This is a genomic window from Mesorhizobium sp. M0207, from assembly GCF_040321995.1.
Classification (GTDB): domain Bacteria; phylum Pseudomonadota; class Alphaproteobacteria; order Rhizobiales; family Rhizobiaceae; genus Mesorhizobium.
Genome location: NZ_JAMYSQ010000011.1, coordinates 149,454 through 175,877 on the forward strand (window position 1 = coordinate 149,454; position 26,424 = coordinate 175,877).

Consider the following 26,424-nt stretch of genomic DNA (forward strand, 5'->3'; position numbering starts at 1 on the left):
AAGGAATGGAATAATGAGCTCCAGCGCACCGGCATCGGCGGACGAATTCCTGACCGGGCTCAAAGGCCAACGCGTGCTGGTCACGGCGGGCGCCGGCGGCATCGGCTTTGCCATTGCCGAGACGCTGTCGAGGCTCGGCGCGCGTGTCGTGATCTGCGACATTTCCGACGAGGCGCTGGCCGCCGCTCCAGAGAGGCTCACACTCGCCGGCGCAGTCAAAGCGGACGTTTCACGCGACGACGATGTCGACCGGCTGTTCGAGACCATAAAGGAGAAGCTCGGCGGGCTCGACGCCCTGATCAACAATGCCGGCATTGCCGGGCCGACCGGCGGGGTCGATGAGATCGATCCGGCAGACTGGCGGCGCTGCATAGATATCTGCCTGACCGGCCAGTTCCTGTGCGCGCGCCGTGCCGTGCCGCTGATCAAGGCGGCGGGCGGCGGCTCGATCGTCTCGATGTCTTCGGCCGCCGGCCGCCATGGCTACGCGTTCCGCACGCCGTACTCGGCTGCCAAGTTCGGCGTTGTCGGCCTGACCCAGAGCCTTGCCAAGGAACTCGGACCGCATGGGATCAGGGTCAATGCCATCTTGCCCGGCATCATCGAAGGGCCGCGCATCGACAAGGTCATTGCCGACCGGGCAAAGCAGCTCGGCGTTTCAAACGAGGAGATGACACAACGCTATCTGCAGAACATCTCGCTGCGCCGCATGACCAGTCCATACGATGTCGCGGCGATGGTGGCCTTCCTGCTTTCCGATGCGGGCATCAACATTTCCGGCCAGTCGCTCGGCGTCGACGGCAACGTCGAGACACTCTGAGGGGGAGATCATGGCGAAGGTAGCAATTGTCGGAAGCGGCTTCATCGGGCGAGCGTGGGCGATCAGCTTCGCTCGTGCCGGCCATGATGTGCGCATGTGGGACCAGGCGCCGGCCGCGGCCAGCGGTGCGCGCGACTATATCGCTGGGGTGCTCGGCGACCTTGCCGCCAACGATCTGCTGCGGGGACAGGCGGTCGATACCGTGCTTGGCCGCATCACCATTGTGGAGGAGCTTGGCGAGGCCCTGGCCGATGCCGTCCATGTCCAGGAGAACACGCCGGAAAACCTCGAGGTGAAGCGTGACGTGTTCTCCCGCATCGACGCACTTTCCGGTCCGCAGGCGGTGATCGCCAGTTCCACCTCGGCGCTGTTGCCGTCGAGATTCACCGATCATCTTGAGGGGCGCCATCGCTGCCTCGTCGTGCACCCGATCAATCCGCCCTATCTCATCCCGGCAGCGGAGGTGGTGCCGGCGCCATGGACCTCCGCCGAAACGGTGGAAAGGACCCGCGCGTTTCTTGTCGAGGCGGGCCATGCGCCACTGGTGATGAAGCGCGAGCTCGACGGCTTCATCATGAACCGCTTGCAAGGCGCGCTGTTGGAGGAGGCGTTTCGGCTCGTCGCCGACGGCTATGCCAGCGTCGAGGACGTCGACACTGGCCTGCGCGACGGGCTGGCGCTGCGCTGGTCGTTCATGGGTCCGTTCGAGACGGTCGACCTCAATGCACCCGGTGGTGTGCGCGACTATGTCGAGCGCTATCAGGCGATCTATTCCAACATCTTCCCGCAGATGCTGCGCCGCGTCGACTGGGCCGGCGAGGTCATGGAGACGATCGAGGCCGAGCGCCGCAAGCGCCTGCCGCGGGAAGAACTCGGCGAACGGCAGGTCTGGCGCGACCGCCGGCTGATGGCGCTGGCGGCGCACAAGAAAAAGTCGGATCAGGAGTTTGGACAATGACGCAAACAAGCCGCAAGCCCGGCGCCCAGCAACCCAGCGGCAAGGTCATTATCACCTGCGCGGTGACGGGGGCGATCCACACGCCGACTATGTCGCCTTATCTACCGATCACGCCGGACCAGATCGCGCGCGAGGCGATCGCGGCGGCGGAGGCGGGTGCGGCGATCCTGCATCTGCATGCCCGCGACCCCCAGACCGGCAAGCCCGACCAGACGCCAGAGGCGTTCGCGCGTTTCCTGCCGCGCGTCAAGCAAGGCACCAATGCCGCCATCAACATCACCACCGGCGGCAGTCCGTACATGAAGGTGGAGGAGCGTGTGCGCCCCGCCGCCCAATTCAAGCCGGAGGTCGCCTCGCTCAACATGGGCTCGATCAATTTCGGGCTCTATCACCTCGCCGACAAATACGAGACGTTCAAGTTCGATTGGGAAAAGCCGCATCTGGAAGCGACGCGTGATCTGGTCTTCCGCAACTCGTTCAAGGACATCGAATACATACTGGCAACCTGCTACGACAATGGGACGCGCTTCGAGTTCGAGTGCTACGACATCGCCCATCTCTATAACCTCTCCCATTTCGCCGATCGCGGGCTGGTGAAGCCGCCGTTCTTCGTGCAGTCGGTGTTCGGCCTGCTCGGCGGCATCGGCACGCACCCGGAAGACGTCGCCCATATGAAGCGCACCGCCGATCGCCTGTTCGGCGACCAGTTCCGCTGGTCGGTGCTGGGTGCGGGCGCCAGCCAGTTGCGCATCGCGGCACAATCGGCAGCGCTTGGCGGCAACATTCGCGTTGGGCTCGAAGACAGTCTTTGGGCCGGTAGGGGCAGGCTTGCCAAGTCGAATGCCGAGCAGGTGGTGCTCGCCCGCAAGATCGTCGAAGGCCTCGGCATGGAAGTGGCAACGCCCGACGAGGCCCGCGAAATCCTGTCATTGAAGGGCGGCGATCAGGTCGCGTTCTGACCGGTTTCTGCAAGGTTCGAACAGAGGAGGACGGCATGAAGATCGAAGTCGTGGTGGACGTGAAGACCACGCTGGGCGAGGGACCGCTGTGGGACGTTGAACAGGAGCGCCTCTACTGGATCGACAGTTTCGACGGGCGTGTGTTTCGGGCAACCGCCGACGGGAGCGAGATCCGTTGCTGGGACGTGCCGATGAAGATCGGTTCGATGGCATTGCGCAAGGACGGAGGTGGCGCGGTGGTATCGCTGCAGCGCGGTTTCCATCTGCTTGATTTCGCCACCGGCGAGGTGACGCCGATTCACGATCCGGAGCCGGACAGGCCGATGAACCGGCTCAATGACGGCAAGGTCGACCGGCGCGGCCGCTTCTTCGCCGGCTCAATGGACACGATGGAAGAGGGACCCTCCGGCGGACTCTACCGGCTCGATCCGGATTTCTCGGTTACCAGAATAGATTCCGGCATCATCTGCTCGAACGGTCCGTGCTGGAGCCCGGACGACCGCACCTTTTATTTCGCCGACACCTGGACCGGCGAGATCTGGGCCTACGACTACGACATCGCAACCGGTGCCGCCACCAACCGGCGCACCTTCACGCGTGTCGATACCAGCCGGGGCGGGGCGGCTGACGGCTCGACCGTCGATGCGGAAGGATTCCTTTGGAACGCGCTGGTCTATGACGGCAGGCTGGTGCGTTACGCGCCCGACGGCAGCGTTGATCGCATCATCGACATGCCCGTCAAGAACATCACCAGCGTCATGTTCGGCGGGCCGAGGCTCGACACCCTGTACGTCACTTCGATGGCCAAGCCGCCGCTGCCGCGCTTTCCGGGCGACGGAGTTTTACGAGGCAGCCTTTTTGCCATCACCGGCCTCGGCGTGACGGGAGTTCCCGAGCCAAGATTTGCCGCGTAAATCGGTGCGTAATGGCGATGTCCTTCCTGCCTGCTTGGTGCCACCCCAACCTCCCGCCGCAGGGCAACCGGCGCTGGAAACTCGTGCCCTGCGGTTCTGATGGAACCCACAATGAGAGGCTTGAGGCGCTTTCGCCTGACGTGCGCGTTCCTGGAGAAACCATCAAGCGAGCCTTGGAAACCTGCTCGCAACAAGAAATCCACCCATTAGCAACTCCAATGCATCGAGTGCCTCTTCGTCCCGCAAATTGGTCAGAGCTACGCTGTCCACGAAGACAACCTTTTCATTGTCTATGTCATAGACCTCCCAAAGCCCGTCCTTGATCCTTCGGATGGCGTGTCGACGCTCCATAAGTCGAACCTAATACTCGAATCGCGGCGACGTTGGTAGAAAATTCGGGCACGAGCCGATCATAATAGTGGAAAACCGCAGGTCGCCCTGACGATGCTCTTACGATTGAGTCCACGAAAAAGCGCTTCAGAAAACGAAGAGCACCGATGGCGGCAGCACGACAGGCGGTGCGCCGGCTATCACCAGTCCTGTGTTGAGGGCAGGTTGGTTTCCGCTATCAACCGCTTCGTCATCGACCACAAGCTGCAGTCATAGCCCTTCGTCTGGACCGACGATCCCGACAAAATCATCACGGCCGCCGCGCGTGCACCAGGTGCTGGAGTCGATCCATAGCATTGACTATAGCAGTGTGGCGGTCCGCGAATGTCCGCTCTCCCAATAGGCAAGTTCGACCCCAAACAGACGTCCTCGTCAGTCTTTCGCTAGTCGACACGCAGGCCTCGATGGCGACGACGTCCGTGAACGACAGGATTGGAGCTTTCGGTACTGACATACGGTTCTACCTCAGGCAAAGAGCAAATCGTGGACTACGGCGCCCATCAGGACAACGATTGCGAGCAGGGAGACTGCAAAAGCGATCGTGCGCCAAGGCTGCATGGCCTTCAGATAGACTATCGAATGTACGATCCTGGCGACTACAAAAATTGCGAAAATGGGAATTGCAATTGCTGCCTTTCCTCCCGTGAAAACAAAGAGCAGGCCCAGCAGCAGAAATGGATAGATCGTGGCCTCGGCATTGCGGTGTGCGCGCAGGAGCCGCGCGACAGTTGGCGGGTCAATTTCTGACACGGGTACACCATAGCGAGCCCCATCCTCCGGATTGATTGCCACGCCACCCTTCGCGCGGATCGCCCCGCTGGAAGCCCAGAGCATCAGAAGATTAAGGCATAGAACGACGCAGGTGATGGCATACGCCACCAGAGCCGCATCTGCCGCTGTCCAGATTGATTGTTGCATCTAATATTACTCGCCGCTGCTCGGAGCAGTTGACGGAGAGCTGGATGTCCGTTGTGCCATCGCGCCAATATGTGCGGCAAGGTTGTCCAATGTCTTGGCCGTTCCGGTGTCGATGCCCATTTTCAGATATTGCTCCAACCGTTCCGCCGAGCCGCACTCGATCCTCACCGTCAGAAACGTCTTGCCGCCAGTCTCGTCGAGAATGACACGCCCGATCGCCCCCATTGCTTCGAAGACGAGATGACGCGGCGGTGCGATCTCGCGATAGACGCCAGCGAACTGGTTGGCGCCAGGGGGGTGCCGGTTGACGAACCTGAAGGCCCCTCCCGGACGCAGGTCGATCTCGCATTGTGCGAGCGGTTCGCCTGATGGATCCCACCAGCATGCCACATGCTCCGGCCGCGTCCATGCCTCGAAGACCTGTTCACAGGGCGCAGCAAGCACGCGCGTCAGAATGATCGTGTGCTTGTCCCGGTCGAGTATCAGGTCGGTGTTCGCGATCCCTGCCAGCATGCTACTTCTCCTTTTTGCCCATTTTTTCGAGGTGGCGATCCAGATTGTCGAGCCTGTCTTCCCATTGGCTGCGAAACGGCTCTACCCAGTCGGCAATATCCTTGAGAGCCGTTGTCACCAGCTTGCGCGGTCGCCGCTGCGCATCACGTCCGCGTTCGATGAAACCCGCATCCTCCAGCACCTTGAGATGCTTGGAGATCGTGGGTTGACTGAGTTCGAATGGTGCCAGCAGTTCCGACACCGTGGCTTCGCCCGTCGCAAGGCGGGCCAGGATCGCGCGTCGCGTGGGATCGGAGAGGGCCGAGAATGCCTTGCTCAGACGGTCGCCGGTGGGTCCATATATTGCCATATGACTATATAGCCATATGGCGATTAACGAGTCAAGACCTTAGATAAGAGGCTGTCGGCTAGGCACGACGATTGCCTCGGGTGGGCGGGCTTCTTTTGCTTACCCTATCCGAGGAGTCCGATGGGTATGTCTGGGGAAGCCGCTCCAGATTGCCAATCGTTTTCCTGTTGAGCTGCATACCGATTGCCTATTCGGCACCGGGCGGAGATGTTTCAATGGCCAGGACCTGCAAGCCGTCAATTTCTTGCATCACCTTTCCAGCGATGCCTTGCAAGTCGCCGTACATCCCCGCGGTCGACTCGATTACGCCTTGTATTTGAGCCTCCCGCTTGGCCCACAGGCGTGTTGTGGCCTTGCGTTCCTTGGCCAGGTCCTCCTGCATATCAGAGAACTTTTCGACGATGGCCTCGACGCGATGGCGGAACCGCGGACCGGTCAGATAGCCATAGACCTGCTCCATTTTAGTGGCTTGGCCGTCCTGGGCGAGGCGGGAGTTCGCCAGCTCGATGAGTGATTGTCGCAGCATGATTGCGATCGGCATCGCGCATTTGGGATGGGCGACATAGACCCCGTCCAGAAGATCGAAGGTTTCCACACCGGCAGGCAGAGCTTCCGAGATCATAAGCGCAATGTCCGCCTTTGCGGCCCGCCGATCAGCCCTGAGCTTCCCCAACCAACCCTGGCTCCAGTTCTTGGTGCGTTTCGATTCCCACAAAATGGCGCCGCATGGCTGGCCGGCCGGTCCGACGACGCGGTGCAGGACATCTCCGCCGAACTCACCCTTGGCAACCGGTTCAATGACGTCCATCGGGAACCGGCCGGCAATGAGGGCTTCCAGCTGAAGCTCCAGAACTTCACCCTGCAGCTGCTGGGAACCCTGTTCCGCACGGCGCTTCAGCTCCTCAATCTGACGCTGCATGCCTGCGATCTGTTCTTCCTTTTCCGCGACCTTCATTTTGAGCCCGTCTTCCGCTTCCGACCTCGCCTTGACGCGAACGGCGTCCAGCCCCTCCTGGATCTTCCTTTCGATGGTCAGCGCCATCTCCCGGCTTTCGTCGTCAAGCGCACGCTGCTTTTTCAGGAATTCCGCCTGTTGCTGCTGGGCCTCGGTGAGCTTTTCGTCGCGCGCCTTCAACGTCGCCTCCAGCTCGGCAAGCTTCGTATCCTTGTCCTCCAGGTCTACCGAAAGCAGCAATTTTGCCTTGCGGGCTTCCTCGACCGCGATTCCGGCACGCTCAAGCTTGATTTGCCCAGCCACCTGGTTGGCGATGTCCTCTTTGGCGGCGACGATCTCGGCCTGCTGGCGCTTGAGCTCCTCTTCTCTGGCAGCCATCGATGCCTTGCTCTGCGCCAGGCGCATTTCGTATTCTTCACGCGTGGCGGCAATCAAAGGGGCCGCGAGCGACTCATTGAGCTTGATTTCCGTCTTGCAGCTTGGGCAGCTGATTGTCGGTTCATTGAGAATCCTGTCCCCCTGCAGCATGGTATTGATGGGCTGGACGGTCATCTGCGCGCTGCCTCCCTGAGGAATCAGTTAAAGGACACGCCAGACTATATATCTCGCCACGCGTTTTCGGAAAAGAACAAAAAGTGAACCAATTTTCTGCGGCTCCATGAAGTCCATGTGATCGGCGATGTATCTGCGCGTGCTGACTGAGAAGGCGAGGGCCCGGGAGTTTTCGGTCGGGCCTATGCTGATGGCTGCTTTGAAAGCTCGTGGGTCACCGACCAGAATGGCCGGTAACGGAATCGCCTAGCCTTGCTCTAATTTAGCTTGGGCCATATTTGCTGTGACTGAGTGGTGATCCCACAGGAATCGAACCTGTGACCTACAAATTAGGAGTTTGTCAGGCGACCTTTACTGTTGTTTCCCAATGCCGGTCTTTGTACGATTGCGCTGCCACTAACATGTTCAAGTTGTTGTAGTTTTCGTACTGCACGGCTATAAGAGCGTAGACAAACCAGCAGAGCGCGTGGCATTGCTTACTATGCGTCGGCCAAACCGGACTGCCGCAACTGCGCGACGGCGTCGACCTCGCCTAGTATAGCGGTCTTACCACCATGGTTGACGCCTGCGAGGTCCAGCAGCACGCCCCTTGTCATCGGTCCAGCGTGACCAAGAGTCCGGTGTGCGTCAAATCCCAAACAAGGCCATGGTTTCCTCTTATTCCTTTTTGGGTCAGGGCGGGCAGGCGCTCTCGATTATCCTTGCCGACAACCAATCCAGGCCAACGTCCGACGTCGATCGTGCATGCCGCACGAGGCTGAACGTAAACGGATCAATGGCGAGTGGCGTTTTCAGGACCGCAAGCCCGAACTGATCGGCGTATTTGGCGGCGAGCCGGGCCGGGACCGTTGAAGAGAGATCGCCGCTCGCCACAACGCCCATGGCCGTCATGAACATCGGGACGCTGGCGACAACCCGGCGCCGAAGCCGGCGCTTCTTCAGAGCCTGATCGACCATCCCATGAAATCCACCCCTGAATGAGACGAGGATGTGATCGAGCGATAGGTATTCTTCGAGCGACATCGCCGCGTCGTGAGCGACCGGATGGTCTTTCCTGACAACAACGACAAAGTCTTCTTCGAAGACTGGCACGGCCCGGAACTCGTCGGGCAGATCCCAGACGCGCCCGATCGCCATCTCCATTTCGTTGGTGCGCAGGGCGTTCAGGCTTTCGGTTCCGACAGCGAATTGAAACGCCACCCGGCATCCAGGTGCCTCGGCACGCAACGTCCTTATCAGCGGCGGGGCAATCACGGCGCCGACAAGGTCGTTGCCGGCGAGCCGGAACGAGCGCGTGGATGTTTCGGCGTCGAAGTGCGTGGGAACCTTGAGTGCATCCTGGGCAAGTCGAAGAATGACTTCGACTTGTGGGAGAAGCTGTGAGGCACGCTGTGTCGGTTCCAGACCGTTCGGGCGCCTGACGAACAGGGGATCGTCGAAGAGTCCCCGTAGCCGAGCCAGCGCATGGCTGACGGCAGACTGGCTGACACCCAGCGTAGCCGCAACAAGCGTTGTCTTTTGCAATCGAACGAGATCCCGAAAGATCGTCAGCATGGTGAAGTCGAGCCGGCGCAGTTTCTGCTGATCGGTGTTGGCTTTGCTAGTCAACTGCATCTCCTACTTGCTGCACCAGCCATCCTGTTCGGCCATGATATCCGAATTGTTCATATCACATATCCAGCGATTTCAGTTGAACGAATAATGACTCATCCTATGATCGAAGGCGAGAGGTTCGGTCGTGGCAGTGGCCGGTCGCAAGAAGGGATCGCTGAACTTGATGGATAGTCCACTGGGCGCACCGACCAAGGTCGGATCGCTGGATCGAAGGCAATTGCTGGTCGCGACCGGCGCTCTGCTCCTGTCGGCGCAGGTCACCGTCAAAGCGCGGGCCGCATCTTCACTCCCCGACAAATTCATCAATGCCTGGCTGCGCATCGATCCAGACGACATGGTGACGATCATGCTCTCCCAGTCGGAAATGGGACAGGGCATCCAAACCACCCTTCCTTTGGTGCTCGCCGACGAACTCGGCGCCGACTGGTCGCGCGTCGCGCTTGAATGGGCCGATTTCGATCCCGCATACCGGCACCCGCAATATCAATGGATGTTCACCGGCAACAGCGAATCGATCTCGACCTTCTTCCCGATCATGCGCACCGTTGGCGCCGCCGCACGCGAGATGCTCGTCGCCGCGGCCGCGACGCGTCTGGGGGTTGCCGCTGCGAGCCTTCGCGTCGACCAGGGCCGCATCCATCATGATCCGACTGACCGGGTGGTGAGTTTTGGTTCGGTTGCCGCTGACGCGGCAAGGCTCGATATCCCAAAGGATCCTCATCTCAGGCCGACAAGCAGCTTGGAACTGATCGGCAAGCCGCAGCCACGCGTCGACATACCCTCGAAAGTCGATGGCTCGGCGATTTTCGGCATCGACGTGAAAGTGCCCGGCATGGCGGTGGCCGCCATCCGCCGCGCTCCTTCGCAAGGGGGATCGCTGGCGGCCTTCGACCCAACGGCGATCAAGGCTGAGCGCGGTGTGCTTGCCGTCGTCGAAATTCCGTCCGGCCTCGCTGTCGTTGCCAATGACTACTGGACGGCGAAGCGCGCTCTCGATGGCGCAGAGCTTACATTCAAGCCGGGTCCACTCGCCGGATATTCAACCAGTGGCCAAAGGGCCGAATATAGCGCGCTGCTGAAATCCGCGTCGTTCGACACGAAAGTCAAAGCGGGCGACGCTTCTGCCGTTCTGGCGGCTGCCGACAGCCCGCTGGAGGCTATCTTCGAAATCCCGGTGCAGGCGCACGCGACGATGGAGCCGATGAACTGCACGGCCCATGTGACGGACGATCGTTGCGAGTTGTGGATCCCGACACAGGGCGTCGAGATCACCCACGCTGTCGCCAAGCAGATGCTGGGTCTCGCCGACGACCAGATAATCATCCACAGAACGTTGCTGGGCGGCGGCTTTGGGCGGCGGCTGCTCGCGGATTTCGCGAAGATCGCGATCCTGGTTGCAAAGGCCGCCGGCCGCCCGGTCAAGGTCATCTGGAGTCGGGAAGAGGATTTCCGCTACGACGCCTACCGGCCGCCAATGGTCCATGCGGTGAAGGCGTCTCTCGGCAATGACGGGTTGCCGGCGGCGATGACGCATCATGTCGTCTCGCCGTCCCACATGCTCTACATATTCCCGCGCGGTGTCATCAAGGCACAGGGCGACTGGGCGCGGCCGATCATGCCGCCGGCGGCATACGATGGCATGGCCGTCGAGGGCCTGACTGAGACGCCTTACGCCATTGCGAACTATGCGGTCGAACAACATCGCGTCGACACGCCGCTCTCGGTTTCCGTCTGGCGCACGACCGGCCACGGACCGAACAATTTCGTCCTGGAAAGCGTCATCGACGAGTTGGCGCACCGCGCCAATGCCGACCCGCTTTCGTATCGGCTGAGACTTGCCGCTTCCGATCCCCGCGCGGTCGCGGTGCTGAACGCTGTCGGCGCGCTGTGCGGCTGGCAGGCTGCATTACCGGCGGGGCGATTCCGCGGTCTGGCGCTCGCCAAAGCATTCGGCGGCTATATCGCGCAAGTCGTCGAACTCTCCGTCAAGGACAAGACCATCAAGTGTCACCATGTCTGGAGCGCCGTCGATATCGGCCAGACCCTCGACCCAGGCATTGCCAAATCCAACATCGAGGGCGGCGTGGTCTGGGGACTTTCCGGCCTGCGCACCGAGGTAACCTTCGCAGACGGCGAGATCGAGCAGACGAATTTCGATCAGTTTGACCCGCTGCACGTGTCCGAGACGCCTGTCATCACGACTCAGTTCGTCGAGAGCGGCGCCAAGCCGACAGGCGTCGGGGAGATTGGTCCCGTGCCGACGCACGCCGCTTTCTGCAACGCCGTGTTCGCCGCGACAGGCGAGCGCATCCGAGCCCTGCCGATTTCGCGCAGCGGCTACCAGCGGATCTGACGGGAGCAACGCAATGACACGATTTTCCGTCAATGGTCGCGCGGTCACGGTCGACGCCGAGCCGGACATGCCGCTGCTTTGGGCATTGCGCGATCACCTCGGCCTGACGGGCACTAAATTCGGTTGCGGCATCGCTGCCTGCGGCGCCTGTACAGTGCATGTCGATGGCCAGCCCGTGCGCTCCTGTTCCTTTTCGCTCGGTGAGGCTGAGGACAAACATGTCACGACGATCGAGGGACTTTCGGATAACCGCTCGCATCCCTTGCAGCAGGCCTGGATCGCAGAGCAGGTTCCACAATGCGGTTATTGCCAGTCCGGCATGATCATGGCCGCCGCCGCGCTGATCAACGACAAGCCGCATCCGACGGATGAAGACATCGATGCGGCAATCACCAATCTGTGCCGCTGCGGCACCTATGCCCGCATCCGCGCCGCGGTGCATCGCGCTGCGGGTGATGCGTGATGACTGGCCATCGGCTTGCGCTGGGAGCGCTCGTCGGCGTGACGATTGCCGCCGTCTCGGCGTTCGTGCAGCCGCTGTGGTCGCAAACGAACGGCGGCAGTACGGCCTCAGCCGACGCCTTCGCGACGGTCGCCCGCGTCATGACAAGCCCGCGTTGCCAGAATTGCCACACATTGACTGACTATCCGCGCCAGGGCGACGACCGGCATCGACATCTGTTTCGTGTGGCGCGTGGACCCGCGGATCATGGTGCGGCGGGCCTGCCATGTTCATCCTGTCATGGAAAATCGAACAATGCGGCCAGCGGCGTCCCCGGCGCCGACGAGAACTGGCGCCTCGCGCCACTCAGCATGGGCTGGGACGGCCTTTCGACAAATGAGCTCTGCGAACATTTGAAAGACCCGCGGCACAACGGAAACCGCACTGGCGATCAGGTCATCAACCATCTCAGATCGGCGCTTGTGAGATGGGCCTGGTCACCAGGTACCGATCGGACCGGGCAAGCACGAACGACCCCGCCGATCCCCTATGAGGAATTCGTGATGGATGCCGAAACCTGGATGAGGAGCGGAGCTGAGTGTCCGAAATAGCCAACCCTGAGGATCTGCCGGATCGCAACACACTGAACAAAGGCGCCGCCGACCGAGATCGCCGCCACTTCCTGCAATATGTGGCCGGTGCGACAGCCGCCCGGGCCGGGTTGTGCGGGTGCGGCATTCATCCCGCCCTTGCGGCCAGCAGCACGACTACGACGCCTGGTGCGGGACCTGTGGTCGACCCTGGCAAAGGCTACCTTGTCCAGCAGATTGGCGATGGGCTTTATTGGGTTACGGATGGTGCCTACAGCACCATGTTTCTTGTCTCTTCGACCGGGGTGATCGCTTGCGATGCGCCACCCAGCCTTGGGGAAAACTACTTTAGGGCTATCGCGGACGTCACGGACAAGCCGGTGACGCATCTGGTCTACAGCCACGAACATGTCGACCATATCGCCGGCGCGCATCTGTTTGCAAAGGACGTTACGATCGTCGCCCACGCCCGGACAGCCGAACTGCTCTCATCGCGGAAGGACCAGCGGCGCCCGGCTCCAACTGTAACCTTCGAAACGACCTATACCCTTGAGCAGGGAAACCAACGCCTCGAACTGGCCTACAAGGGCATCAACCATTCGATCGACAACATCTTCATCTTCGCGCCACGCCAGAAGACCCTGATGTTCATCGACGTCGTTTATCCCGGCTGGATGCCCTACAAGAATCTCGGCGTCGCCGTCGATATTCCCGGCTTCGTCGAAGCACACCGCACTGTTCTTGCCTACGACTTCGAGACGCTGGTCGCCGGCCACGTCAGTCGTCCTGGAAACCGCGCGGATGTCGAGACCCAGGTCGAACTGGTGAAGGACCTCGTCGAGGCGGCCGAACAGGCCTACGCGAGCCTGTCCTTTCCCGCCTTCCTGAAGCAGCATCCGCCAGGGCGCAGTGGCAAAACAGCCTGGGACCTTCATCAGGGCTATGAGCAGGCCCTGGTCTCCCAGATGCATGATGGGCTGCTAACGAAATGGCGCGACAGGCTCGCCGGGACCGAAACCTACCTGCGCGACAATTGCTGGGCGATGCTCGAAACATTCGTCGTCCAGGGCAAGCCGGATATCTCCGGGCTGTAACGCAATACTGTTTGTGGATTCAACCTTCACGGCCTGTGAACCTGAGCAGGTATTGGCAATGGTCGAACGTCAGAACCTATCCACAGCAAAAGCCTTCGCAATTGCACGGCGGCAGGGCTTGACGTGCCCCACGGCAGGGCATTGACGAGGAGTTGACGGATGGCGAACGTTGTTATCGTGGCGGGCGGCTGGCATGGAGGCTGTGAGATCACGCCTTTCGCGCGCAAGCTGCGTGAACTTGGACATGAAGTCGTTTCTGCAGCTATGCTGGACCGACGTAGCAGACCAAAGTGGATTGTCACAGCCTTCGGAGTCACCCAAGGCAGGCGCGCATCAATGTGGCGCATATCTAGCCCGGATATCTCACACAGTCTTTCGGCGCGAGGCTGGCGGCGGAGATTTGCCGGCGCTTGAGCTGCGGGCAAAGGATGTCGGCCGCTTGGAGCGGACACCGCCGCGCTCAAGGCCGAGTGCGAGGCTGGCGACCGGGCGAAGGATCTGCTGGAAGCGTTCTCAACGACGCCTGCCACGACTGTCGCCGGCGTGGCGGGCAAGCTTGAGGCCGTGTTGCACGAGGGTAAGGCCTGGGGGGATGCTCCGAGTTCCCCTGGCCGCAAATCCGCTCGGCGCTTAGCGATCTGGTGCGCATCGCCCGGCAGAACATGCCGGAACAGTTCTTTTCACGGCGAGCAGCGTCCTAAGATCCTGAGGCGGCGGGCTGGCTGCTGTTTCCGCGGCTGAAAAATGGAGGCGCGATATTAAGATCCCGTCCAACCCAACTTCCGGCTTCAGCCGAGAACCCCTCAGCTTGCAGTGAAGCGTCTGCCTCACGTCACCCTTCAACCGCCATGGAATTGCCAGCGCAGAGCCCTCTTGCGGCATCTCACCATCGGGCGGTGAGCGATCCCAATCTGTTGGATGCCTTCAACCGCGATGCCGCCGTGCAGAAACGGACCGTGCCTGAAGCTGCAGAGGCAGCGACTGCCCTGTGGGGAAAGACAGCCGCAACCGCAATCGCCTGGTGCGCGGTGTCGGCGTATTGCTACGGGCGGATACGGGAGTACCGGTTCTGGTTTCGGGTATTCGCCTATCTTTGCCGAAGTGGGAGCAGAGTCGGAGAAGGTTCGTCCAGGCTTTTCCCGATAGGGAAATCATGTCCGGCGAGGGAACTGCCTGCTTGTCGAGAGAACGCCGGACCGAAGCCAGCCCGTCAAGGCCAGAGCCGCATCGCTGTGGCGCGTGCTGCGCCAGCCTTGACTGGCAGTCCTCCGCCCGGCGGCCGCTTTGGACGCAGGCAAAACTCCGGTACGAGCCGTACCGCTCTACCCCTCGGGGTACATTACTCCGGCAATTCATCGCCCTTGATCGGCGCCTTCCCTTTGCCCGCCCGCTTCAGGATGTGCAGCGCCTTGGGAAGGTCGGCACGGGCGGCGCGTTCCTGAAAGTAGCTTTCCGTGCGCAGCGCCGAAAGCTTCTCAGCGACTGCCACATTAATGAACTGGTTGAGCGGCACGCCTTCGCTCTCCGCCACCTTGCGCGCCTCATCCAGAAGCGAGAGCTGAAGCCGCAGTGCGAAATTGCTTCTCCTCATGTCTTTCTCTCCAATCGTCTCAGCGCCTCGCCCGGCGACAGGACCAAGATACCGAAGCGCTCGGCCACTTTGCCGAAGTCGCGTAGGTTGAACTTCACTATAGCATCCGCCCGTCCGTTTACCGCAGCTTCCAGCACCATGTCGTCGTCCGGGTCGCGAGCGGCGGGTCGCCAGAGGAAGAGAAGGCGAACCGGCTCCGCGACGGCCGCCACGGCATCTAGCAACGCGTTCACATCCTCAGCCGACAGGCCAGAAGCCCAAGGTGCTCGGGCCTCGTCATGACCGCCTCGTACTCGATCATCAACGTCACCGAAGCGATGAGCGTCAGCCGGCGCTCCAAAGCCGCCACCAACAGTTGGCGCGAGGCACCAGCGTCACTTCGGATCGCCGCCACCATGGTCGCCGTATCGAGAAGCAGTCTCATGCAGGCATATTGGATATCGCGTGCGATATTGCAAGAGGACCGAGCTTTTGGTAATTTGGCCCGGCTTCGGGATCCCAAATCGCAGCGCGCAAGTATTTGCACGCCACACTACGGCCGCGCGGCAACTGAACTTGTCTTGCCGATCATCACGCCGCTCAATGCCCTCGATCTATACAGAAGAGCGGGCATGCCATGGTGGACGAGGCCAAACCTGGGAACGACAGCGCAAGTCACGATTACAGGGCTGACATGTCGGCACGAGATATGGTTGAACGAGCCGTCCTGTCGATCGCCCGTTTGTTGGGTCGACGGGCTGCTCGGGAGCATTTCGAGGAATTGCAGGCGGCCAACGACAACAATGTCCACCTCTTGAGAAAACACCGTCAGAAGGGGAGGGTGGGGCGCGAGGAGAGGGCGTAGGGCGCCCCGCGCTCCGGTGCTGGCCCGTTCGATGCGGGTAAGGACCGGAGGCCCGCCAAGAAATCAGTCCGGCTATTTGCGAACGATACCGCGCAATCGACGCTGCGCCGCCGTCTCTTTGATCACGCCAGCAATTTTGCGGACAAATGCGGGGCTGAACGCGCCGATCGGCGTCGTCGTCACCAGATCATAGGCTTCATCGACCGGCACCCGGTTAAAATCGTCCAGGATCAGCCATGACGGATAGTCGAGGCCGCCGCGGCGGCATTCGATTTCGCTGATGGCGAGATGCGGGCGCGACCGGTGGGGTTTTTGCGAAGTCAGCGGAAAGAGAAACAAGGCTGCGGGCGTTGCTAGCGTCCGGACAACGATGCAAACCGGCCTCGCCTTGCGTCCGGATTCCTCGCCGGCGTCTGCTTCCCGCGCCCATAGGTAATAATATCGGAGCAGATCGCCAGCTTTAAGCATCGGGCGTGTCGCCGGAAATTATGGCATCCAGTCCTGTCATGAGTTCATTGTGGACTTCATCCGGTGCGTCCTCGATCGTATAGGCGACCGAATGCGGCTGGCCGACGAGCTGGTGGTACTGAGCAGCGGACAGGATGACGAGCTTTTCCTTGCCGCGCTTGGTCAGGGCCACCGGCTCGATCAATGCCGTTTCGAGGATTTCGCCTGACACGCGATTCATGTCGGAGAATGTGAATTGCTTCATCGCCGTACTTCCTTTTAAAGTACCTACAATAGGTAATTCACGTAAGAAAAGCAAGAATGGTGGCGCCCACGCGCCACCTTTCCTATCAGCATCGACCCGCTCGAAAGAGCGGCATTGTCCGTTCATTGCTGAGTGCGGCGCGGTTGGTCTGGAACGTGTGGCCGTCCCAATCCTTCCATGCCTCCCAGCCTGGGGTCGGAGCAAGAACAGTTCCCAGCGACACGAGGTTGAACGGAGCATGAACGTCATGCGGCGTGGCGTAACCGAGCCGGAAGTCTGAGCGACCGGAAGCTTTCACGCATCTGATGTTCTGTATCCCAGGTATAGATGCCGGTCAGATTGATGTGTTCCCAGCTCAGCGGCGAGACGTGCTTGAGCGGATGATCCGGGATCTCGCGGTGCATTTTGCGCAAGTGGGTGACGGCCCGTTCGATATAGACCGTATTCCAATGCACGATCGCGCTAACGATGAGGTTGAGGCCGGAGGCGCGGACCGCCGCCGTCGCCGCGCCGGTCGCGCCAGCCATCGATCGTATCGGAGCGGCTGACCGCCGTGACGTGCGCTGGAACGATGTAGATGAGCCTAAGGACCGATTAACCATAGACAGAACTTCTGCTATTGCCGAACAAGCGGATATTCCTCCGGAAGCTCATCATCCATGGCTAAGGCAGCCGGGGCTATAATACCTGCAGCGCATGGCCGAATCTGCTCGCGTTCGCACTATTTCACGGCTTTCACTTCCACGCGCCGGTTGAGAGCGCGCCCCGAATCCGTGGCATTGTCAGCGATCGGCTCCATTAGCCCGCGGCCGTCACCACTATAAACGAGGTTGACAAAACAGATGGCTACACCGGGCTCAACGAGGCTATGTTGGGTCCCGCGGGCATGGTGGCTGATCAGGTACGCCATAGCTGCGAGTAAATGCGGCACCGCGGGCTCGGCCCGACCGGTGCAGGCCGATATTCCCAAAAACCTGCGTATGAAGTTACTCGGTCTTTCCACTTCCGCGCTGCTAACCACGATGAATTCCGCGGCCGCCCTGTCGTACTGCGCGCCAGATGACGAACCTTGTCGGCAATCTACCGATTTTCCGATTCTTATTCTATTCGGAGTTCTGGTTGTGATGGCGATGGTCTCCAAAGTCATCACATGTTTCCGGCAGAAACAGGGGCGAAAATAACGGAGTGGGCGGCTGCGCATAACGGGCGGCGCGCTATAAACTTGGAGTCAATGTTTAATCACTGGGCTGCCTATGCAGCGTTTGAAGGCAACTGTGAAGCGGCTTTTTATCGCGGTTCTGGTCGCATCTGTGGTTCTTAGTTCTCAGGCTAGGTCCGCAGTCGATCCAATGATCAAGGCCGAACAGAGCGCGCTAATCAGATGTAATTTGGGGTGGGCCGCAAAACTAGCGGTCCAGCCTGGCGCCCCGAGTACCTTAGCAAGAAAAGCGCAGCAATTGTGCGCGGGAGAAGACGCAACGTACGACCGCGTGGTGCGATTGTCCCTTCGTTACAAGGTGATCGCCGACAGATACATGCGCAAAATACATGCCTCTCAATTGAGGTCTAATGCAGCGATGATTGTTAAAGTCCGCGCTCTGATGAAAAAGAGAAGGCCATAACTCCCCTCGGCTGCTATGCGCAGATCGGCTTGCGGATGATAGTCTCAGTGATCGCTGCGGCCTTACTCAATGCTCTCTGAAGTCCTGCAGCGAAGCGTGACGTAGATCCTCTTCGCCGCGCATATGCTTCACGCGGCCGATTAGCCCCAGCTTGACGGGTCGTGACCTAGGAGAATCCGCTGACTAATTTCTTTGTCCAGCTTGCAATTGCGAGCCCGCAAGCGACGCCGACACAATCGGCAAACCAGTCGAACATATCCATGTCGCGGCCTATCATTTGCATGCCCTGGAGGATCTCGATCGCGGCGCCGGTAAGAGCAAGAAAAATGGTCAGTCTTGCCCTGTGCTCTGGCCAACCGAGACTGCCGATAGCCGTCAACACGACGAAAGCTGCGGCGTGATTGAGCTTGTCATCATGAGAGGTGAAGCCGAAGCCAAAATTCTGCAAAAGCCACTCCGGTGAGAGTGCGAGCACGAGGACACCGGCCAGTGTGACCAGAAAAGCAGTCCTTGCTGCGATGGGAAAAGATCTTGCACGCAAAAAAATGGGGTCACTCCTTTTCCGACGTTACAGGCCGGTACTTCGAACATAGCCGTCCGCACGTAGCGGCACATCGGAACAGAGTCCACTGCCGCGGGAGGGCTAGGCAAAAGCCATTAGCTGGCCTTCCGCGTTCAATGCGGCAGGATCAGGGCGGGCGCCAACTACCCGAGAGCTGAGCCGGTCTTGCTCCAGCATTTTCGGCACGCGCCGTCTGCACCATTTGCGAAGTTCGTCGCGGGAGCCCGAGAGCTGCTCTCGTTGGCGACCGGGTGGGCATCATCGGCGGAATGAACTCGGGACGGCCGGCGCCGGTACTACAATTTTACGCACCCAGTCAATACTAGGCACAAAGCTTATATTAGCCAGAGCGAACGGAGCGTGATTCTGGAAGGGCCGCGATGCTGCGGACCGCGTCCTTCATCTACGACCGCACAAGATTGTCAACAATCTGTAAAAGTTTTGTTGACAGATAATAGATTTGAGCCCTCACTCACAAAACTCCGCGTATCGGTCGAGTTCTGTCGCAACAATGCGCGGCCTCCAAAGGGGAAAGAACAATGATCAATAGACGTTCAATAATCACATTCGCCGCGCTCGGCACCGTCTCTGCGCTGGCAATCATGGCCGGCGGCACAATCACGGTGCACGCCGCCAACAAGGAACTCAAGATCGGCTTTGTCGGCGTGACGAGTGGCGCGGCCGCTGCGTGGGGCACATCCAACGTCCGCTCGATGCAGACGCGCGCCGCCTGGATCAACGAAACCGGCGGTGTGAAGATTGGTGACGAGACCTATGACATCAAAATCGTCACCTTCGACGATCAGAAGGACCCCAAGCGGGCGATCGCCGGCATGGAGAAGATGGCCCAGGAAGGCATCCACTATGTCGTCGGTCCGAATGTTGACGATGGCGCGGCGGCGGTGCGTCCCGTGGCAGAATCCAAGGGCATCATCTATTTTCCCTACGCATTCCCGAAGGAACTCTACACCCCACCGGCGTCCAACGCTGTGCTCGGCATGATCGCCAACTACCAGTCAGCTCCGGCGATCTACAAATATCTCATGGAAAACAGGGGCGTGAGAAAAGTTGCCTTTGTCGCCGCCAACGAATCCGATCCGCTGAGCCAGCGGGATGGCGGTGTTGCCGCGGCAAAGGCGCTCGGACTTGAGGTTGTGGCTGCCACGGACGTCTACCAAAACGATACCCGCGATTTCACACCGGTACTGACGCCGATCGTTCTGCAAAAACCGGACCTGCTGGTGCTTTCGGGTGTCGCGCCCGGCAATGCGCCGCTGCTGATCCGCGCCGCGCGCGAGCTCGGCTACGAAGGTCTGATCTCCACCGAAACGGCGCAGGATGCCAAGGTGCTGGAAGAGGGCGCGGGTGAGTTGGCCAACGGCTTCATCTCAGTCGGCGGCGCATCGACGCCCGAAATCGCGTCCGACATGATGAAGGAGTTCGTCGACCGCTATACGAAAATGTTCGGTGAATACAATGACGAATCCAACACCAAGGTCTACGCGCTCGAATACATCATCGAGACGCTGAAGGCGAACCCGGCCGCGATCGACAATGTCGAGGAGTTCAAGAAGACGATCGACACTTTCTCGGCGCCCAATCCCTATCTGAAGGGCGATGCCAAGCTGACCTATGTCGGAATGACGTCGTTTGGCCAGAAGCGCCAGCTTTCGGTCCCGATGGTGGTCACGGAATACCGCGACGGCAAGTTCGAGACGCTCTTCGTCGCTCAAGTCGATTGACGCAACTGCACTGAAGCGGATTGCCGCAGAGGCTCGTGCATTCGTCTTGAGCCTCTGAATGGCCGGGGAACCATCCTGATGGAACAAGTCATCGCCAACGGGCTCTATCTTGGCGCGCAATACGCCTTGATCGCGCTCGGTCTGACCCTGATCTTCGCGCTGATGAACGTGCTTAACTTTGCCCATGGGCAGATGTACGTTCTCGGCGGCTTCATCACCTACACCATCTATGGCCAGCTCGGCATGCCTTTCGTCGTCGCGCTCGTTGCGTCCGGGATCACGCTGCTGGTTATTGGAGCGCTGGTCGAGAAATTCCTTTTCAGAACGGTGATCAAGCGAAGCGTGCGGGAGGAAAGTACGATGCTTCTCGCGGCGGCGGTCGCATTCTTCCTCGACGCCGTGATCCTCCTCCTGTTCGGTGAAAAGCAGCGCGGCGTGCCGAAGATCGTCAACGGCGTCTTCGTCTCCGACAGCCTCATAATGCCTTACGACCGGCTGCTGGTCGGCGCACTCGCCATACTGTTCATCGCCTCCTTCGTGCTTTTCATGCAGTACAGCAAGCCGGGACGCGCCATGCGGGCGCTGGCGCAGGACCGGGTCGCGGCGCAGCTTATGGGCGTCGAGGTCGACCGCTATTCGATGATCGGCTTTGCGCTCGGGGCCATGCTTGCCGGCATAGTCGGCGGGCTGCTGGTCGCCATCACCGGCGTCAATTCGGGCATCGGCGGGCCGATCTCGATCAAGGCGTTCTTGATGGTGATGATCGGCGGGGCCGGCGTGGTCAGCGGAGCGATCGCCGGCGGCTTCATCCTCGGCATGATGGAATCGGTCGGCCTGACGGTGCTACGCCAATATGGCGACGTCACTTATCTCGTCATCTTCGCCGCGCTGATGGTGTTCCTGAGCATCCGCCCGAACGGGCTCATGGGCAAGCCGTGGGGGTGATCGACATGAAGCGTACACGCAACATCCTCGGCGTCGCTGTCTTCCTGCTGGTCGTACTCATCGGCGTGCCCTGGCTGATCGAGGCGACCGGTCGGCTCGACCTCTACTACACGCTGACTTCGGTCGCGCTGCTCAGCATCGCCAGCGCCGGGGTGTGGGTGACTTTCTACATCGGCCGCATCAATATCGGCCAGGGCGCCTTCGCGCTTATGGGCGGCTATGTTTCGGCCATCCTTGTCGTCCAGCATGGTGTGTCGTTCTGGCTGACACTGCCGCTGGCTGGGCTGTTCTGCGCCGCTGCAAGCGTGCTGATCGGGCTGCCCATCCTCAGGCTTCGCGGCGTCTATTTCGCCATGGTCACGCTGGTTTTGACCGAAGTGGCGCGGCTGCTCGCGCTGGCACTGCCGATCACCAACGGAGCCAAGGGCATGGTCAGCATTCCGCTCCCCGGCGGCATCTCGATCTTCGGGCTGAGCATCCTTCCGGATTTCGCGACGCTCGCCAATCCGCGTCCCGCCTTCTATCTCGTCTCGGTTGCGCTGATGGTGCTGTGCTTTGCCGGGCTTTACCGCCTTGTCCATTCGCGCATCGGCAAACTCTGCCAGTCGTTGCAGCAGAACGAGGAACTGGCCTCCTCGATCGGCGTCAACATCGCCTATTTGCGCGTCATCGCCTATGCCATCTCCTCATTCCTCGGCGGTCTCGGCGGTGCGATGTTCGTCGCCATCTCGCAATCGATCTATCCGTCGAGCTTCACCGTCACCGACTCGGTGAACTTCATGCTGAACTGCTTCCTCGGCGGGCTCGGCCACGTCTTCGGGCCGATGATCGGCACCTTCGTGCTCTATTTCGGCTGGGATTTCCTGTTCGAGACCGGCGAGTTCCAGTTGCTGATCTTCTCTTCGGTGCTGATCGCGCTGATGCTGTTCCTTCCCAACGGCCTGCTCAGCCTCAGGCTGTTCGGCAAGAAGCAGGGCTAGGACCATGACTGAGCTTCTCCAGATCAAGGCAGTGACCAAACGCTTCGGCGGGCTGGTCGCGGTCAACAATGTTTCCTTCGCGGTCCGCGAACGCGAGATCCTTTCCGTCATCGGCCCCAACGGCGCCGGCAAGTCGACGCTGTTCAAGCTGATTTCCTCTTTCCTCAATCCGACCTCGGGCGAAGTGCTGTTCCGGGGAGAGCGGATTTCAGGCCTGGCGCCGCATATCGTCGCCCGGAAGGGCGTGGTGCGCACGTTCCAGGAGACGACGATCTTCAAGGGCATGACGGTGCGCGACAATGTCATAATCGCGCATCACCTGCGTTCCAATGCCAGCCTTGCCGGCTTCTATCTCGGCACGAATACCGCACGGCGCGACGAGGATGAATTCGGCCGCTCGGCCGACGAGATCATCGACTTCCTGGGTCTCGGCGCGCAACGGCATGAGATCGCCAGCACGCTGCCGCACGGCCATCTGCGCGCGCTCGGGATTGCCATCGGGCTCGCCACGAACCCGACCGTGCTTCTGCTCGACGAGCCCTTCGCCGGCATGAACCATGACGAAACCGTGCGCGCGGTGGAGATGGTGCGCGGCGTGCGAAAGCGCGGCGTGACGGTCCTGCTGGTCGAGCACGATATGCCCGCCGTCATGAACATTTCCGACCGCATCGTCGTCCTGAACTTCGGTGTGAAAATCGCCGAGGGAACGCCGAAGGAAATCCAGGAGAACGAAAAGGTCATCGAGGCCTATCTCGGCGCCGAAGATGAGACGATCGGATTTTAGCCATGAGCGAACTGCTGAAAGTCTCGGACGTCGAACTCTACTACGACCATGTCTATGCACTGAAGGGTGTGTCGCTGAGCGTCAACGAGGGCGAGACGGTAGCGCTGATCGGCGCGAACGGCGCGGGCAAATCTTCGATCCTGCGCGCCATCACCGGCCTGAAGAAGGTCCGCAGCGGCGAGATTCATTTCCAGGGCCACCGCATCGACGGAACGCGCCCGGACGAGCTGGTCAGGATGGGCATCGCCATGGTACCTGAGGGTCGGCGCGTCTTTTCCTACATGACGGTGCGCGACAATCTGATGATGGGCGCCTTCACCCGAACCGACAAGGCCGAAATCGCAAGGACGCTGGACATGGTGCTCGGGCGCTTCCCGCGCCTGAAGGAACGCTATTCCCAGACGGCGGGTACGATGAGCGGCGGCGAACAGCAGATGCTGGTGATCGGGCGGGCGCTGATGGCCAAACCGAAGCTTCTGCTGCTCGATGAACCCTCGCTCGGCGTCGCGCCGAAGCTCGTTCAGGACATCGCCCGCTCGATCGTCGCGATCAACCGCGACGAAAAGGTCAGCGTTCTGCTGGTCGAGCAGAATTCGCGCATGGCGCTGCGCATCTCGCAGCGTGCCTACGCACTGACGACCGGAAAGATCGCGCTGGCCGGACATTCGGCTGAGCTGCTTGGCGACGACCGGGTCAAGAAACTCTATCTCGGCGGCGAAATATGAAAGCGCAAATGGACGTACTCGTCGTCAATCCCAACACCACCGCGTCCATGACCGAAAAGATCGGCGAGGCGGCGCGCCGCGCGGCTTCGGCCGGCACCAGGATCATCGCCGTCAATCCGAAGGACGGGCCGCCGAGCGTCGAAGGCTATTTCGACGAGGTCTTCGCCATCCCGGGAATGATCGGCGAGATCCAAAAACATCCGGCGGCGAGCGCCTGCGTCATCGCCTGCTTCGACGACACCGGCCTCGACGCAGTACGCTGCGTCGGCGAGATGCCGGTGGTCGGTATCGGCGAAGCGGCGTTTCACATGGCGAGCCTGATTGCCGGCAAGTTCAGCGTGGTGACGACGCTGTCGCGTTCGGTGCCGGCGATCGAGCACAATCTGGTGCGCTACGGCCTCGCCAGCCGCTGCGCCAGGGTGCGGGCCAGCGACGTTCCCGTTCTGGAGCTCGAAGTGCCCGGCTCCAACGCCCGCCAACGAATTTCGGAGGAGATCGAGCGCGCCATCCGCGACGACCGGGCCGAAGCGATTGTGCTGGGATGCGCCGGCATGGCCGACCTCGCCGCCGCGCTCAGCCGCGAACATAGGCTTCCCGTGCTCGACGGCGTCGCCTGCGCAGTAAAACTCTGTGAGAGCCTCGTCGGCCTTGGCCTGTCGACCTCAAAGCGCGGCGGCTACCAGGTTCCACTCGAAAAATCCTTCGCCGGAATCTTTGCGTCCTTTTCGCCCTCCGGCCGTGTATCCTGATGCGTGCAAAATTGTTGACATTCCCACACAGGATGTTCGATGTCCGGCCGGAAACGCGGTGTTCGCGCCGCTAAGCGATCCGGCCGCCGGGACAATGAGACGATGGACCTGCTTGGGCCAAAGCCACGGGATGGCGACAAGCCGACGATGCGCTGGTTTCCGGTCTATGCCGGCCTGCGCGACGCCATCGTCAGCCACCGCCTCGCACCGGGCACAAAACTACCCGAGGACGAACTCGCCTCGATCTATTCGGTGAGCCGCGCGGTGATACGCGCGGCGCTGCAGGCGCTGTCGCATGACCGCTTGGCTCGGCTCGAGCCGAACCGCGGCGCGTTCGTCGCCCAGCCGACCAAGCAGGAAGCGCGCGAGGTGTTCGAAGCGCGGGCGCTGATCGAGCCCAAGGTCGCCGCGCTTGCCGCCGAAGTGGCAAAGCCGGCCGAGATCGCGCAACTGCGGCTTCATCTCGAAAAAGAGCACGAGGCCCTGCATGCCGGCCGCGACAGCGACGCCATCATGCTGTCGGCAAAATTCCATGTCGGCATCGCCCAAATCGCCGGCCATTCTATCCTGACCGGTTTCGTCAAAGACCTGCTGTCGCGGTCGTCGCTGATCATCGCGCTCTACTGGCGCCGCCGCGACACCACCTGCGAAAGCCACGCCCATCACGCCCTCGTCGATGCCATCGAAAAGCACGACGCACAAAACGCGTCCGACCTGATGCAAAGCCACCTCGTCGAACTTCTGTCGGGCCTTGATCTGTCGCTTGGCGAGAAGAAGCCCGAGAGCCTGTCGGACATCTTGCGCTGATCTGCGCTGTCAAACTCTTCGCCAAGCTTCGCATTGCACATGTCGTCGCGATGCTGGACGAATATCGGATCACCCGCAACCGACACCGGCCAACGAAGCTCGCGCGTAAGTGGCTCTCAAAGCTGGTAAAGCCGAAGTGCCATACTGGATCGCCCCCGATCGGGCGCTCACGGCGACGCCAGGATGCACGTCAACCCGCAATTCTGACCTGGCGCCTACCTCTGAAACGTCCCAATGCGACGTTTCTACTTGCCAGTAACGCGACGTTCGAACTTGGTTGCAACATGATCCCAGGTTGATTGGCGATCCTGCCCCCCGTCCACCCGGTTCCGAAACGGCACCATGCGCCATCTCGGGACGTTCGCCAATGCGGCGGGGAACTTCGCGATCCGACCCTTCTCGGACGTTCCCTGAATGCAAGATCACGGGCAGGTTCTGACCCTATTCCCGACCTTGACAGCCAAGTGCAATATGCGCCAGTTGCGTCTTCGGTCGTTGCAAGCCTTGACACGATATGGTTCAGCATTGTTGGGCGGCAGCCCGAGGATTCAAACCGATATTCGTCTCGCTGGAATGTCTAACGCGACTCCGTCATGATGTCCCAGCCCTGTCGAGCGACGCTGCCAAAGCCGTTAGCAAGGCATCAACTTCATTGACACCGCCGACGTCTACCACAACGGCAAGTCCGAGGAAGTCGTCGGTCGCGGCATCAAGGCGAGGCGCGATCATTGGGTCGTGACGACCAAATTCGTCAACTCGCACGACAAAGGGCCTAATCTCGGCGGCCATTCGCGCAAATGGGTGATCCAGACCGTCGAGAACAGCCTGCGCCGCCTTGGAACAGACTATATCGACCTGTTCTACTTCCACCGCGCCGTCTTCGATGCGCCGCTGGAAGAGCCGGTGCGGGCGATCGCCGACCTGATCCGCCAGGGCAAGC

General features: G+C 60.8%; 27 protein-coding genes and 2 pseudogenes. 17 read left to right on the plus strand and 12 right to left on the minus strand.

Annotation, left to right across the window (positions count from 1 at the left end; translation table 11 throughout):
- Positions 1-13: 13 nt before the first annotated feature.
- From NKJ15_RS17055 to NKJ15_RS17070, 4 genes are read left to right on the plus strand one after another with little or no spacing between them, the layout of a single operon-like run.
- On the plus strand, positions 14-820 hold the full coding sequence (locus NKJ15_RS17055; RefSeq protein ID WP_352542533.1) for an SDR family oxidoreductase: 807 nt from the start codon (positions 14-16) through the stop codon (positions 818-820).
- A 10-nt stretch (positions 821-830) separates the two neighbouring features.
- Positions 831-1,778: a 3-hydroxyacyl-CoA dehydrogenase gene (locus NKJ15_RS17060; RefSeq protein WP_352816342.1), complete on the plus strand. Its 948-nt coding sequence runs from the start codon at positions 831-833 to the stop codon at positions 1,776-1,778.
- Complete coding sequence (kce, locus tag NKJ15_RS17065) at positions 1,775-2,737, plus strand: 3,5-dioxohexanoate:acetyl-CoA acetone transferase (protein WP_352542531.1); 963 nt, start codon at positions 1,775-1,777, stop codon at positions 2,735-2,737. Before NKJ15_RS17060 ends, kce begins: the two co-directional genes overlap by 4 nt.
- Positions 2,738-2,772: 35 nt before the next feature.
- A complete protein-coding gene (locus NKJ15_RS17070; protein WP_352816344.1) occupies positions 2,773-3,651 on the plus strand; it encodes an SMP-30/gluconolactonase/LRE family protein in 879 nt (292 codons plus the stop codon).
- Positions 3,652-4,506: 855 nt separating this feature from the next.
- Here NKJ15_RS17070 and NKJ15_RS17075 read toward each other — a convergent pair.
- The 5 genes from NKJ15_RS17075 to NKJ15_RS17095 form a co-directional block, all read right to left on the minus strand.
- On the minus strand, positions 4,507-4,959 hold the full coding sequence (locus tag NKJ15_RS17075; RefSeq protein WP_352473188.1) for an MAPEG family protein: 453 nt from the start codon (positions 4,957-4,959) through the stop codon (positions 4,507-4,509).
- 6 nt (positions 4,960-4,965) lie between these two features.
- Positions 4,966-5,472, minus strand: coding sequence for an SRPBCC family protein (locus NKJ15_RS17080; RefSeq protein WP_352542528.1), 507 nt, complete (start codon positions 5,470-5,472; stop codon positions 4,966-4,968).
- A 1-nt stretch (position 5,473) separates the two neighbouring features.
- Entirely contained in the window at positions 5,474-5,821 is a 348-nt protein-coding gene (locus tag NKJ15_RS17085) for an ArsR/SmtB family transcription factor (RefSeq protein ID WP_352473191.1), read from the minus strand.
- A 187-nt stretch (positions 5,822-6,008) separates the two neighbouring features.
- Positions 6,009-7,328, minus strand: coding sequence for a DUF2130 domain-containing protein (locus NKJ15_RS17090; RefSeq protein WP_352503774.1), 1,320 nt, complete (start codon positions 7,326-7,328; stop codon positions 6,009-6,011).
- Between the two features lie 672 nt (positions 7,329-8,000).
- Positions 8,001-8,882, minus strand: coding sequence for a LysR family transcriptional regulator (locus NKJ15_RS17095; protein ID WP_352816347.1), 882 nt, complete (start codon positions 8,880-8,882; stop codon positions 8,001-8,003).
- A gap of 223 nt (positions 8,883-9,105) precedes the next feature.
- Here NKJ15_RS17095 and NKJ15_RS17100 point away from each other — a divergent pair, with 223 nt between their 5' ends.
- From NKJ15_RS17100 to NKJ15_RS33020, 5 genes are all read left to right on the plus strand, one after another.
- On the plus strand, positions 9,106-11,295 hold the full coding sequence (locus tag NKJ15_RS17100; protein WP_352816349.1) for a xanthine dehydrogenase family protein molybdopterin-binding subunit: 2,190 nt from the start codon (positions 9,106-9,108) through the stop codon (positions 11,293-11,295).
- A gap of 13 nt (positions 11,296-11,308) precedes the next feature.
- A complete protein-coding gene (locus NKJ15_RS17105) occupies positions 11,309-11,758 on the plus strand; it encodes a (2Fe-2S)-binding protein (protein WP_352542524.1) in 450 nt (149 codons plus the stop codon).
- A 38-nt stretch (positions 11,759-11,796) separates the two neighbouring features.
- Positions 11,797-12,348, plus strand: coding sequence for a hypothetical protein (locus tag NKJ15_RS17110; protein ID WP_352816351.1), 552 nt, complete (start codon positions 11,797-11,799; stop codon positions 12,346-12,348).
- Positions 12,336-13,421, plus strand: a complete 1,086-nt coding sequence (locus NKJ15_RS17115) for an MBL fold metallo-hydrolase (RefSeq protein WP_352816353.1) — start codon at positions 12,336-12,338, stop codon at positions 13,419-13,421. The genes NKJ15_RS17110 and NKJ15_RS17115 overlap by 13 nt, the downstream gene beginning before the upstream one ends.
- Positions 13,422-14,269: 848 nt before the next feature.
- The gene (locus NKJ15_RS33020) at positions 14,270-14,863 is read left to right on the plus strand and encodes a Y4oE-related protein (RefSeq protein ID WP_502906920.1); all 594 of its coding nucleotides are present in this window, start codon (positions 14,270-14,272) and stop codon (positions 14,861-14,863) included.
- On the opposite strand, the gene NKJ15_RS17120 is transcribed toward NKJ15_RS33020, so the two are convergent.
- From NKJ15_RS17120 to NKJ15_RS17150, 7 genes and pseudogenes are all read right to left on the minus strand, one after another.
- Positions 14,761-15,012 (minus strand): hypothetical protein, encoded by a 252-nt coding sequence (locus NKJ15_RS17120; RefSeq protein WP_023722511.1) that lies wholly within the window; start codon positions 15,010-15,012, stop codon positions 14,761-14,763. The genes NKJ15_RS33020 and NKJ15_RS17120 overlap by 103 nt on opposite strands.
- Positions 15,009-15,245: a PIN domain-containing protein gene (locus NKJ15_RS17125; RefSeq protein ID WP_352816355.1), complete on the minus strand. Its 237-nt coding sequence runs from the start codon at positions 15,243-15,245 to the stop codon at positions 15,009-15,011. The genes NKJ15_RS17120 and NKJ15_RS17125 overlap by 4 nt, the downstream gene beginning before the upstream one ends.
- Positions 15,242-15,436 carry a PIN domain-containing protein gene (locus NKJ15_RS17130; RefSeq protein WP_352618553.1) on the minus strand — a complete coding sequence of 65 codons (195 nt, stop codon included), beginning with the start codon at positions 15,434-15,436 and terminating at the stop codon, positions 15,242-15,244. Before NKJ15_RS17130 ends, NKJ15_RS17125 begins: the two co-directional genes overlap by 4 nt.
- A gap of 492 nt (positions 15,437-15,928) precedes the next feature.
- The gene (locus NKJ15_RS17135) at positions 15,929-16,324 is read right to left on the minus strand and encodes a hypothetical protein (protein WP_352816357.1); all 396 of its coding nucleotides are present in this window, start codon (positions 16,322-16,324) and stop codon (positions 15,929-15,931) included.
- Positions 16,317-16,568, minus strand: coding sequence for a type II toxin-antitoxin system Phd/YefM family antitoxin (locus NKJ15_RS17140; RefSeq protein WP_352773274.1), 252 nt, complete (start codon positions 16,566-16,568; stop codon positions 16,317-16,319). Before NKJ15_RS17140 ends, NKJ15_RS17135 begins: the two co-directional genes overlap by 8 nt.
- 245 nt (positions 16,569-16,813) lie before the next feature.
- Positions 16,814-17,065, minus strand: a pseudogene (locus tag NKJ15_RS17145) (Tn3 family transposase); the annotation flags it as partial.
- 1,291 nt (positions 17,066-18,356) lie between these two features.
- Complete coding sequence (locus NKJ15_RS17150) at positions 18,357-18,638, minus strand: VanZ family protein (RefSeq protein WP_352503771.1); 282 nt, start codon at positions 18,636-18,638, stop codon at positions 18,357-18,359.
- A gap of 653 nt (positions 18,639-19,291) precedes the next feature.
- Between NKJ15_RS17150 and NKJ15_RS17155 the strand changes: the two genes are divergently transcribed.
- The 8 genes and pseudogenes from NKJ15_RS17155 to NKJ15_RS17190 form a co-directional block, all read left to right on the plus strand.
- Positions 19,292-20,494, plus strand: a complete 1,203-nt coding sequence (locus NKJ15_RS17155; protein WP_352474565.1) for an ABC transporter substrate-binding protein — start codon at positions 19,292-19,294, stop codon at positions 20,492-20,494.
- Between the two features lie 78 nt (positions 20,495-20,572).
- The gene (locus NKJ15_RS17160; protein ID WP_352816360.1) at positions 20,573-21,439 is read left to right on the plus strand and encodes a branched-chain amino acid ABC transporter permease; all 867 of its coding nucleotides are present in this window, start codon (positions 20,573-20,575) and stop codon (positions 21,437-21,439) included.
- A 5-nt stretch (positions 21,440-21,444) separates the two neighbouring features.
- Positions 21,445-22,419 (plus strand): branched-chain amino acid ABC transporter permease, encoded by a 975-nt coding sequence (locus NKJ15_RS17165; protein WP_352503770.1) that lies wholly within the window; start codon positions 21,445-21,447, stop codon positions 22,417-22,419.
- A 4-nt stretch (positions 22,420-22,423) separates the two neighbouring features.
- Positions 22,424-23,203, plus strand: coding sequence for an ABC transporter ATP-binding protein (locus NKJ15_RS17170; RefSeq protein WP_352474568.1), 780 nt, complete (start codon positions 22,424-22,426; stop codon positions 23,201-23,203).
- A 2-nt stretch (positions 23,204-23,205) separates the two neighbouring features.
- On the plus strand, positions 23,206-23,928 hold the full coding sequence (locus NKJ15_RS17175; protein WP_352503769.1) for an ABC transporter ATP-binding protein: 723 nt from the start codon (positions 23,206-23,208) through the stop codon (positions 23,926-23,928).
- Between the two features lie 8 nt (positions 23,929-23,936).
- Positions 23,937-24,677 (plus strand): aspartate/glutamate racemase family protein, encoded by a 741-nt coding sequence (locus NKJ15_RS17180; protein WP_352503768.1) that lies wholly within the window; start codon positions 23,937-23,939, stop codon positions 24,675-24,677.
- Positions 24,678-24,779: 102 nt separating this feature from the next.
- Entirely contained in the window at positions 24,780-25,484 is a 705-nt protein-coding gene (locus NKJ15_RS17185; RefSeq protein ID WP_352474573.1) for a GntR family transcriptional regulator, read from the plus strand.
- A gap of 636 nt (positions 25,485-26,120) precedes the next feature.
- Positions 26,121-26,424: pseudogene (locus NKJ15_RS17190) on the plus strand (aldo/keto reductase); the annotation flags it as partial.